This is a genomic window from Desulfobacter sp. UBA2225 (assembly GCF_002348205.1).
In the GTDB taxonomy this organism is placed as follows: Bacteria; Desulfobacterota; Desulfobacteria; order Desulfobacterales; family Desulfobacteraceae; genus Desulfobacter; species Desulfobacter postgatei.
On sequence record NZ_DDYV01000069.1, the window covers coordinates 1 to 11,519 of the forward strand.

General features: G+C 48.7%; 10 protein-coding genes. 4 read left to right on the forward strand and 6 right to left on the reverse strand.

The window, feature by feature from the left end; translation table 11 throughout:
- Positions 1–685 precede the first annotated feature (685 nt).
- The 4 genes from B3D59_RS03765 to B3D59_RS03780 all read left to right on the forward strand — a co-directional run bounded on the left by B3D59_RS03765 (position 686) and on the right by B3D59_RS03780 (position 5,289).
- A complete protein-coding gene (locus B3D59_RS03765; protein WP_286817782.1) occupies positions 686–1,363 on the forward strand; it encodes a PTS sugar transporter subunit IIA in 678 nt (225 codons plus the stop codon).
- A gap of 19 nt (positions 1,364–1,382) precedes the next feature.
- Entirely contained in the window at positions 1,383–3,110 is a 1,728-nt protein-coding gene (locus B3D59_RS03770; RefSeq protein WP_286817783.1) for a chloride channel protein, read from the forward strand.
- A gap of 107 nt (positions 3,111–3,217) precedes the next feature.
- On the forward strand, positions 3,218–3,463 hold the full coding sequence (locus B3D59_RS03775) for a hypothetical protein (protein WP_286817784.1): 246 nt from the start codon (positions 3,218–3,220) through the stop codon (positions 3,461–3,463).
- A complete protein-coding gene (locus B3D59_RS03780) occupies positions 3,463–5,289 on the forward strand; it encodes an ABC-F family ATP-binding cassette domain-containing protein (protein ID WP_286817786.1) in 1,827 nt (608 codons plus the stop codon). Before B3D59_RS03775 ends, B3D59_RS03780 begins: the two co-directional genes overlap by 1 nt.
- Here B3D59_RS03780 and B3D59_RS03785 read toward each other — a convergent pair.
- From B3D59_RS03785 to B3D59_RS03810, 6 genes are all read right to left on the reverse strand, one after another.
- A complete protein-coding gene (locus tag B3D59_RS03785; protein ID WP_286817787.1) occupies positions 5,286–5,795 on the reverse strand; it encodes an AbrB family transcriptional regulator in 510 nt (169 codons plus the stop codon). The two genes, B3D59_RS03780 and B3D59_RS03785, sit on opposite strands and share 4 nt — an antisense overlap.
- 119 nt (positions 5,796–5,914) lie before the next feature.
- Positions 5,915–6,415 (reverse strand): nucleotide exchange factor GrpE, encoded by a 501-nt coding sequence (gene grpE, locus B3D59_RS03790; RefSeq protein ID WP_286817792.1) that lies wholly within the window; start codon positions 6,413–6,415, stop codon positions 5,915–5,917.
- Positions 6,372–6,677: a hypothetical protein gene (locus tag B3D59_RS03795; protein ID WP_286817788.1), complete on the reverse strand. Its 306-nt coding sequence runs from the start codon at positions 6,675–6,677 to the stop codon at positions 6,372–6,374. Before B3D59_RS03795 ends, grpE begins: the two co-directional genes overlap by 44 nt.
- Before the next feature lie 6 nt (positions 6,678–6,683).
- Positions 6,684–8,750 carry a tetratricopeptide repeat protein gene (locus tag B3D59_RS03800; protein ID WP_286817789.1) on the reverse strand — a complete coding sequence of 689 codons (2,067 nt, stop codon included), beginning with the start codon at positions 8,748–8,750 and terminating at the stop codon, positions 6,684–6,686.
- A 2-nt stretch (positions 8,751–8,752) separates the two neighbouring features.
- Positions 8,753–9,634, reverse strand: coding sequence for a LysM peptidoglycan-binding domain-containing protein (locus tag B3D59_RS03805; protein ID WP_286817790.1), 882 nt, complete (start codon positions 9,632–9,634; stop codon positions 8,753–8,755).
- Positions 9,635–11,519: Hsp70 family protein (locus tag B3D59_RS03810; protein ID WP_286817791.1), on the reverse strand; the 1,885-nt coding region annotated here is incomplete at its 5' end.

Here is an 11,519-nt window from a genome sequence, read left to right on the forward strand (position 1 = left end):
GTTAACCATGCAGTGCACAGGACCGCTCGTTTCTCGCGGCCAGTGACCGCAACGTTCACGGCGGCTCCGCCGCCGTGAATCGCGGTGCTGACTTCGTCCAGCATCTCAATTGGACGAAGCCCTGACGGGCGGACAGAGAGGGCTTCGGGGCTTTTACCCAAGGGGAGGCGTCGTGCAAAACTCACCCGATGGATCGGGTTCGTCCAACAAATGAGTTGAAGACGGGCATCAACCGTCGGAGGTTTTTTTGGGCTGCTCGGCAGCCGCTTAACTCAACGTTAAGTGTGGACTTTGTATTATTTCACGTTTAGGCCTATTTAAAAAAAGTATTTAATAGCAGAAGTATTGTGGGGGCAATTCAAATTCCCACTGTGGACTACATCAATATCAAAATGTTCACAATATGGAATTTAGCCCCGGAACTATTATTCATAATCTTGGCCATCAAGCTTCTGAAAAACAAAGGCTGGTCCTATACACAACACGCCTATAACTGCTTAGGTTCCGGATTTCAGACCACTGCAATCTCTGGGGGTAGACCCTCAATTGTTTCCATGGCCCTTAAACTGCAGGCAAGTCACATGCGATTACGCTGAGCGGGGTTGTTATTCCGGCTGGTTTGGTTTATATAATTTACCAATATTTAAAATGAGGTTGATTATATAGCAAGCGGCGTCAGGAAAAAATGGAAATTCTAATATCTGAGTTATGCAAATCTATAGGGGTATCCCGTACAACCATAGAGCGGTGGATCCGTCAGGGAAAATTGCCTGTGTCCAAAAAGGGAAGAACCTACAGCTTTCATGCCAGGGATTTGAAAAATTGGGCTGAAAAAAACCATATTGCCCTTAACCTGGAGCCCCGCCCGGCCCAGGGACCTGAAACCAAAGTGGGGGTCTCTTTATCCACTGCTCTTGAAACCGGCGGCGTGTATCATGATATTGACACAGGGTCTGATGTGCCGTCCGTAATCAACGCATGCGTTGAACAAATTGAGGCGATTCCGGATGAGTTTAAAACGGACCTTGTCCAGCAGCTTGTTCAAAGAGAAGAAGCGCTATCCACAGGGATCGGCGGCGGCATTGCCATTCCCCATCCAAGAACGCCCCTTGAATATCTCGAACAACCTATGGTCTCAGCCTGCTTCCTTAAAAACCCCGTGGATTATCATGCATTGGACAAGAAGCCTGTATCTACCCTGTTTTTTATCCTGTTTCCAGAATTGAAGTTTCACCTTCATCTGCTCTCCTCTCTTGCTTTGTATTTACGGAACACGCAGTTCAGTGAATTTTTAAAAACCTGCCCGGAACAATCCGAGTTGATTGAAAAAATTGATGCCCTTCACCTAGCCGACAAGATGTAAGCAATTACCCGGACTCACCATGCGCACAATTAAACAACTCTATAACATTTTTTATGCAAAGTTTTTTCTTTTTGATGACCGGCTGGTGCTGATGACTGCCGGCGCAATTGTCGGTATTTTTGCAGGTCTTGCAGCCGTGGCATTAAGACTGTCCCTGGCATCGGTTCTTGAATATCTTGCCCCGTACCGCCAGTATGCCTGGGCATTTATTCTGCCGGGCATCGGTGCCATGCTCTCATTTTTATTTCTTGACAAGGTTGTGCGGGAAGGTGCAGGCCATGGCGTGCCCGAAGTCATATATGCCGTATCCAGACGGGGAGGCCTTTTAAGGCTTCGCTCCACCTTTTCCAGGCTTATATCCAGTTTTTTAACCATTGCCAGCGGCGGGCTTGCAGGTCCTGAGGCCCCGGTTGTCATGAGCGGGTCTGCCATAGGCTCCAATATTGCTAAATTTTTGGACCTGAATGACCGGCAGCGCATGACATTGGTCGGTTGCGGCACGGCAGGCGCCATTGCATCCATCTTTCACGCCCCTGTAGCCGGACTCATTTTTTCCGTTGAGATTATTCTTGGGGAGTGGAAATTTGTCAATATCATCCCAATTACCATTGCGGCTGTAGCCGGCGCACAGATCAGTGAAGCCATCATCCCTGCAAAAGAGCTTTTCCAGCATCACCCCTTCAGTTTTTTTACGGGAGATATCCTGGGCAGCATCGGGCTGGCCCTGTTTACCGCATTGATATCCGTGATCTTTACATGTACGCTCAGAAAAGTCGGTGCTTTGGCCAAACGAACACCTGTATCTCCCTGGCTTCGGGCCATGATCGGCGGCTGCACAGTGGGTACCATAGGAATTTTCATGCCCATGGTTCTGGGTGAGGGGTATCATCCGATCATGGAAATGGTGAGCGGCACTTTTCCCATGACATTCTGGCTCGTATTCGTCGGTCTTTTTCTGAAGATATTTGTCACATCCATGACCCTTGGCTGGGGAGGTTCCGGCGGTATTTTTGCGCCCTGCCTGGTTATCGGCAGCCTTACCGGGGTAGTGTTTCACAAAGCCATGATCTTTGTTTTCCCCAATGCCGCAGTAACCTCAGAAGGCGCTTATGCCCCTTTAGGTATGACCGGTATCATGGCCGGGGTTATGCAGGCGCCATTGACCAGTATTTTTCTGATTGCAGAAATTACCGGCGGCTACGAGGCCGTTTTGCTCTTGCTGCTGGTTTCTTCCATTTCCTCTACATTAAGCTATATTATTGAACCTTCTTCCTTTTATTTTAAAGACCTTATTGAACGCGGAGAATTCATGCGGCCCGGAACGGACGCAAGAATTTTGTCCGATTTAAGTTTAAACGAAATTATAGACACCAGCTACACGCCTGTATCGGAAAATATGGTTTTCAGAGCATTTATCGATATAATCCGCAATTCAGACCGCGACCATTACCCGGTTATATCAGATGAGACCGGCAACTACATGGGCATGGTCCGCGTGTCAAGTATCAGGAAATACGCCCTGGATCCGGCCTTTTATGACATGATTTTTCTTAACCAGATCATGGATAGGGATATGGTGACGGCATCCTTTGACGATAATCTCCATGATGTGCTCGAATTCATGGAGACCTTTAACCTTGATCACATCCCGGTGGTGGATCACCACAGATTTTCCGGGATGATTTCCAAAGCACGAATCCTTGATCTGTACCGCAGGGAACTGATCATGCAGACCAATATACAATGACTCCCTGTTCATGAGCCCAAGGAGACTTCCAATGAATTATAAACTGCTTCATATTTTCAGGAATACCCCCTTTGGCAGGGAAACCTTTTAATTTGTAAGGATATCAAATGAAATATATGTGGTGGACAATTCAGGTGTTATGCATTTTAATCTCTCTTTTTTTCTTGGTTTTCGGTGTAGACCTTATCCGGAGCGCTTATGGTTTAAATGATCCGTTCAGCTTTATCATGACCTTTTTTGCCGCAAGTTTTATCATTCTGATCAGCCTGACCTTAGCCCTGGTGTTCATGATTAAAATGATCCGGGTGTTCCGCCATCTCAGACCATCCCAGGCCTATGAGGAGAGATCCTGATGACGGTTTTAGTATCTGTAAAAGAACTGTGCAAAGCATATGGTGACGACACCTTATTCACAGGGTTAAGCTTTGATGTAAAACCCGGAGAAAAACTTGGCCTGATCGGGATGAACGGGTCCGGCAAGTCAACCCTTTTAAAAATCATCTGCGGTCTGAGCAACCCGGACGAAGGCGAACTCAGTGTCCAGCCCGGCCAATGCGTGGTCTATCTTGCCCAGGAAGATGAATTTGACCCGGAACTTTCCATTGAGCAGGTTTTGTTCAACACTCTGGCATCCCTGGATCTGCAGGAAAAAGAGCGCCACCGCAGGGTGAACAGGGCCTTGGGGTTAGGTGGTTTTACCGATGCCGCCATAAAGACAAAAGAGCTGTCAGGCGGCTGGCGCAAGCGCCTTGCCATCACCCGGGCTTTTTGCCTGGAACCGAATCTGCTGTTGCTGGATGAGCCCACCAATCACCTGGACATTGCCGGAATTTTATGGCTTGAGCAGATGCTGTTAACCGCGCGGTTTTCTTTTGCGGCAGTCTCCCATGACCGGGCATTTCTTGAAACCGTCTGCTCCCATACCATGGAAATTGCGCGGTACTACCAGGGCGGCGTTTTCAAAATCCAGGGCAACTATCACACATTTGAACAAGAACGCGACAAATACCTGGAAGCCCAGGCAAAAAAGCAGTCCTCCCTGGCATCAAAAATGCGCAGGGAAGACCAGTGGCTGCGCCAGGGAGCCAAAGCCAGAACCACCAAGGCCAAATACAGGATCGACCAGGCAGAGGAACTTCGCAAAGAACTGTCCGAAGTCAAGACCAGAAACCGGCAGACCGCACGGATGGAGATCGATTTTTCCGGAACGGGGCGACAGACCAGAAAACTGCTCAGGGTGCATAACCTTACCAAAAGCTTTGGGGGCAAACTGCTGTTTTCAGGTATCACCTTTGAACTGGGGCCTGGTTTCTGCCTTGGCATTGTCGGGGACAACGGCTCCGGCAAATCCACCTTCCTCTCCCTGATCGAACAAAGCATGGCACCGGACCAGGGAACCGTTAAATGGGCGGAAAACCTTAAAACAGCCGTCTACCACCAGGAACGCACCTATCTGGACCCGGAAATGACCCTGCGGGATGCCCTGAATCCGGCCGGCGGAGATTCAATAAACTACAAGGGCCGCCCCATTCATGTGGTCTCCTGGGCCAAACGATTTCTTTTCATGCCTGACCAGCTGGACATGCCCGTGGGACGGCTTTCCGGCGGAGAAAAGGCAAGAATCGTTCTGGCTGATATGATGCGGCAGCCCTGTGATTTGCTGCTTTTAGACGAACCAACCAATGATCTTGACATCCTCTCCCTTGAAGTGTTGGAGACCTCCATCAAAGAGTTTGAAGGCGCCGTGATCATCGTCTCCCATGACAGGTATCTCATGGACCGGGTATGTCATCGCATGCTCTACCTTGACAATAGTGAAACGCCCAAGTTTTACAACGATTTCGGCCAGATTCTCAAGGCCAGGACTGCGCTGGACAAACCCGAGAAGCCTGTGGAGGAAAAAACCAAAAAGGAAGCCACTAGACCGGCCCCGGCCAAAAAGCTGTTATTTTCCTTTAAAGACAAATATGAACTGGAACATATAGAGGAAAAGATTCTGGATGCAGAACAGGGTGTTGAGGATCTTTCCGAACAGCTCCAGCATCCTGACGTCATCCAGAGCCCGGCCCTTCTGGCAGAGACCTGCCAGAAACTTGAGCAGGCCCAGGCCCTGGTCCAATCCCTTTATTCACGCTGGGAGGAGTTAGAAGAAAAAAAAGCGGCGGCTGATAAAAATTAGAGAATTCCCTTGTGCTGTAAATACACCACCGCCTTTACCAGCAGCGGAATAACCAGAAAAAGGGTGAATATTCTCACCAGATGAAAAAATGCCACAACAGAACCGTTATGATTTTCGGATTGGGCTAAAATGGCCATGCCTGTCATTCCCCCCGGAGAAAAACCGAATAGGGCCGTACCAAAATCCACCAGCCCAATCTTGTTGGCTATAAATGCCATGCACACGGCCACCGTCAACAGAACAATGGTGCTCAAAATTGCCATGGGCATTATTTTGACCCCCAGAGTCAAAAGAGACCGGTCAACGGAGACCCCAAGGGTGATGCCCAAAATGATTTGTATGCCGGTGCGCACAGATGACGGCAAAAAAATCCCCTTGGGTAAAAACAGAACCGTCATCCCAGAGAACAGCATGGCCCCGACAACAGCACCGCCAGGTACATTAAAGCGCTGTGCCAAAAGCCCCCCGACAGTCCCCAACACAATAACCAGCAAATATCTTTCCATACCCTTTTATCCTGCTAAAATAGAACATCAAAATTTTTCGTAACTAACGTAACTCACCCGATCATATAAACGCGTGTCTGCACCATGACCATTTTTACGCAATAATTCAATAAACATATTTATCTCTCTATAATATCATTGCGGATGGTAATCACTTCGGCCTTCCGCAGGATCGTGCCGTCCCGGGTATTGAGATAGCCTTTTTTAACGATCTCAACTAAGGAGCCCTCTTCCCGGCCGGGGTCCGCCCTTGTCTCAAGCACCTTGCATTGCGCCATGACCGCTTTTCCGTCCTGAAAGGCTATGGGGGCGACCCCTTCGGATTGAAAGAACCTGGAAAGCTTTTTGTGGATGGCGCAGATATTTTTCCCAAGCATTCTTGCCGGTTTGTCCATGCTCTCTTTTTTTAATTCAAGATTACCTTCAATTGATTCAAAGGCATCCATGATGTCAAGAAGGCCCGTAAAAAACTCGTTTTCCCGTTTTTGCCGATCCTCGGCCTGGGCAGCAAGTTCCAGTTTCAAACCGGCGATTTGCTGCTGGAAATCAATGAGTTTCTTTTTTAACCGTTCTTTTTCACTGCCCATGGTGGCCGTCAAAGATTCCAAGGCAAGGGGCACCAAATCCATCATCCCCTTCGGTGTTGTCGTAAGCGGTTAAAATTTCATCCAACTCCCGTTCCAACCGTTTTTTGGCGTCCTCAAAATCAAAAAAATGGATAAATGCCCGACAGGCCCTGGAAACCGGGTCAAGCAATTTTTTCTGGGCCTGGGCAATGGTTTTGGCGTCATGACGCCTTTGCCGCATCCCCAAGGCAGCCGCCTGGATGATCTCTTTGTTTGAGGCATCTTTATCAATGCCCAGCACAGCATAAGGGTTCATCTGTTTTCAATCTCCCAGCAGGTGAATTTTCATTTCAAGGGTGTCAGTGATGGGATGGAGCGGGTCAACCGCCATGCAGGAATTGCGCAGATCATTCAATTCCGCTATGTGGTAATGTTTTTCCAGTCCACTCTCTTCGACCTGTTCCATCATCTGTTCGATAAACTCAAAAAACTTGTCCCTGAGTTCAGGGAAAGGGGATTTTGTGGCGAGTGCCACAGCCTTGCCCATCTTTCTTTTATTCATGGCACTGTAAAGGGCATCTATTTCCAGGACAATGGCGATCTGCTCCTTGAGATCAATGACATATTCATTGCCCGGATCTACATCAAGGGCTTTTTCAAGGGCAACAAGGCACTGTTTATTGTTTATTTTTCCCCTGTTAAACTTCTCAACGGCTGCCTGGCCCATAAAAAAGGAATATGCTTCGGATATCGGCCCGGAGGGCCTCAGCTTATATAAAAAACCCAATAGCAATTCATATTCAAACAGGTGCGGGCCATCATATTGCATCATTTCCTGTGAAAATTTTTTTTCAACACCAGGCACGGTTTCAAAGAGATCGGCTGCTGAGGCAAAGTAGTCGAGAAAATTCTTTTCACCATTTTCCAGGACAAATTTTCCATATTCAAAGCGAATAAGCCCCCGGGCATAATTTGTGAACTCATCAGTCGAATCTGCGGCATCCATTGATTCAAGACGGTTAAACGCCTCCTTGGCACTGCCGGTTTTCAATGCATAAAAACTTTCCCCGATCCGGGAATAACAGGCACCGGTCGAAAGGTAATGCTCCTCATCCCTGAAATAATCCCTGTTCTCCCGAATCATTGCCAGAACGGCGTCAGAAAGGCCGTAGCGTTTTAAAAAACAGGGGGTGCTGATCCATGGAACAGAATGGCTTTCCTGCAGGTCCCCGGAGATGGCCAAAAGATCGGCCATCAGTGACTTGTCCATATCAAAATGCGTTGCGACGGCACCGTTTAAATCTTCAGACCCGGCCATGGTGTTGATTCTATTTTCAGCCATACGAATCAAACGTTGCCGAACCTTGTCCAGTTTTCCGGGGTCATCCCCCACAGCCTTGGCCAGGTCGCTTGAATAAACGGCTGTCAGCCAATAATCAGCCATAGGTCGGGTATATTCTGCCTGTGTTTCAGCCAGATGGTAGTATGTGAGGGCACTTAAAACGATTATGGCGGGATCTTGCTTGAAAATCATAGACTCCAAAAGGGTTGCCACCGCGCCATAATCGCCTGTTTCCCACAGGGGCCTGGCCAGGGAGAGCCGACAGCAATCCGAAAGCACCCCAAGCCCTTTGACCAATCGGTCATTGCCATGGACAGACTTGCCGTCCAAAAGCCTGCCCGCATCTGCCAATATCCCGTTGATATCAGACCCGGCATTCATGGACGCGTTAAGCTGTTTAACGGCAAGATCCAGCACCTGATGCTGTTGCGCAATAAAGGCCGCATCACCGGAATCAATCATCTCCCACTGGCTCAGGGCGTCTGTATATCTGCCCTGCTTTGCCAGGGCATAACCAAAATGATAGTGTGCCGCATCATCCAGGCTCTTCAACGACGTGAAGAGTTCAATGGCCTGATCAAACATGTTTCCTTTTACAAGGCAGACTGCACTGTCGGACAGGTAGATTTCCTTCTTGTGAATTTGCCCAAGTGTTGCATAAAGATCGGCTGCAGCCTGATAATCCTTATTCCTGACTGCGGTTTCGGCCCTGGCAACCATTTCACCACCCAAAAGGCTTTGTTCAAGGTCACGAATCTTATCCGTAAGCCAGGCTTCGTGTAACAGGGCTTCGGCCTCCTTGAAACAGGAGAGAGCACCGGATAGATCATTTCTGCTTTCTGCTTTCTGCGCTTTTTTTACCCATTCTTCGCCCTTAAGGCCCTGGGTGTGTTTAAGACATATGGCCAGCTTCTCTTCTATTTCCGGGCTGTTATCTTTATGCTTTGCTTTTTTGAATTCTTTTTCCGCCAACAGGTAATTTCCTGTTTCAAACAGTTTTTCCGCCCGTTTCAAAATAACGTCGATTGAGTTTCGTTTTTTAGCCATGGTTACTCCAGATATATCCCGATGGTCATCCCCGGCTTAAAGGGGATCTCTTTAACAAGGCAGTCGGTTCCATGTGAACAGTATTGCCTGATGACGGAACCGCGGGTATCCCCGGGCCTGATTTTATATTTCCAATACCGTTTTCCATGTACGGTTCCGGTGATCTCCCCGTAAACCTGCAAAACAGCCTTTTTGTCACAAAGGTAGCGCAGGCGATCCCTGCTGCTGATGTCATATATTGCCAGATCCGGATTATGTTCCATCAAAACCGGGTAAAATCTGCCTGAACCGTAAAGGGCACGGGATATTCCCCAAAGGGTGTCTGAATCCTTTGCCTGGTATTGCCTGAAACAGACCGGGGGGGACGGTGGTGGAGAGACCTCCGGCGCAACCGGCCCGGTTTCCGGACAGTCGGCTGTTTGGGAGATCCCAGTGCTTAACATCTCGTGCATTTTTTTAATCGTTTCCAGTGCCCCTGCGGATGCCTGCCGCAATTCCCGAACCGATTGGCCGGTTTCCCGGATCACGGCGCGGTCATCCGCCGCCATTGCCGCCATTTTTGTAATGCTTGACTGCATTTGTTTCACCCTCCCGGCCATAATACCGAACCGGCTAATAGCATACCCGAAACCCAGCACCAGCAAAACCAGAAGCAAGGCGGTCGGCCACATAATACCCGGAATCCGGTATTTTTTCCCACCAGGGGTTTGGGTAGTATTTTGTTCTGAAGCCTCCGGCAGAACCACGGCCGCCTCGGCCGGGATCTCGGAAAGGGCCTCCAGAAGCCGGAAACAGACCAGGTCCGCATCACATTGGGGGCAGGTGTCACGATCTTCCGGAATGTTGGTAAAATGGCATACCGGACAGGTGACCGTAACAGCCATTTACCTGACAACACCTTTTTGAACGATACCGGTTTTGCTGTCGTATTTGCGGATGATCTCGAAGGCTTCGGGCATAATTTTATCCACAGTCTTGGTTACCAGTTCGATATTTGTGTTGCTCACCGCTTTCATGAGGGTTACGATTGAATTATAAAAAGACGCGGCCTTTTTGGGATCATGGATTTCACACAGTTCGCCTGCCTTGTTTATATCCATCAGCATATTGATTAAGGGGAACGTTTCAAGAAACTCGTCCAGATCGTCAAAGGCGGCAAGGTTCTGCTCATAGGTGCCTGTCCGGTTCATTGTTTTCAGGTACGCAATCTTTTTTACCAGTTGTGAACGCTGTTTATCAGTCAAAACCCATGGAAATTCCTCAAGTACACTTTCGGCGTAATAAATCATCGAATAGCAGAGTATATTCTCTTCAAACAGCTGTTTTGCCTTGTCGATCTTCATCTTTGCCAGGGTGTAAACCGTGTCGATAACCTCTCCGGTGGTTGGATGGAGAACATTGTGGATATCCTTTACGATATCCGCACTTCTGGCGGTCAACTCCTCCACGGCATAAGTATCGGATTCATCTGCATTGGCTTTATCAATCATGGTTTCAAGTTCCATAAACAGCTTTTCGTCTGCCTTGCCCCTGGACAGGGTTTTACTTAAGCCAACGTCCGGAAGCTGTGTCAAAGCACCTGAAACCTCGACAATATTGTTTTCATCTATTTTCAGCTTCACCGAGATACTGAAAGGCGTATCAGATTCCTTGTCATCCGAGTTGGACCGGTACTCCCTGATGTCCTCCGCATCAATGCTCAGCCAGAAGTCGCCAATGGATTCCTCTGCTTCATTGACAATATTGAAAAATTTCATATGAATCAATTGCTGATAGGCGTCCACAAGCCTGAAGACTTCCTCCTGTTCGCAGGGCAAAGGGGTATTTTTTTCCACAAACAGGTATTTCTCTCCATTGTCAAGGGCAACATAGTAGTCATGGGCTGCAGCATGAACAATGTTGAATACACCCTGGTCTATGGTATGCCGTTCAAGGTCAAATCCACAATGGCTGCAAATGGTGTCCGACTGCCCGACAATGCCCCCGCACCCCTGACACTCGTAATTATCGGCAAGGCGGTGGCTTAAAATCGCGGCGCCCTCGGCAACAGCCAGCATGGGCCGGTCATGGAGCATCACTTTTTCCTTGCCGAACATATCTTCCATTGCCTTGATAATACATGGAATTTTTGAACTGCCGCCCACCATCAGCACATTGTCGATAAGATCCGGCGAGAAATAAATATCATCGAGCAACTTTTTAACCAGGGTCAGGGTATTTTCCACCTCAGGCCGGATCAACGCTTCGAAGGTTTCCCGGGTCAGCGTAACATCCACATCCAAAAGGTCCCCGTCGGCATCCTTGAGCAGGCCCAGAAGTTCGATATAGACTTCCGGCTCATGGCTAAGCTTGATTTTTGCCTGTTCAACAGCAGCTTTGAGTTCTCCCAGGAAACGGTTTTTCACACCGGGATCCTGCCCAGCTATCATTGCGGCAATATCATCAATTTCATATTCACGGGCGGTTTCCTGTAAAACATACTCTTCCAGTTTCCGGTCAATATCCTCTCCGCCGAGCCACATATTACCGCCTTTGCCCTGCTCTATAAATTGCCCGCCACTGATCGTAAGAACAGAGAGGTCAAAGGTGCCGCCACCAAAATCAAATACCAGAATCGTCCTGGCATCATCTTCATTCACCTGGTCCACCCCAAAGGAAATTGCCGCCGCTGTAGGTTCGGAAAGCAGTCGTTGAACTTTAATGCCGGCCAGGGCCGCCGCCGTTCTTGTGGCATGTTTCTGTTTATCGTTGAAATAGGCCGGCACGGTG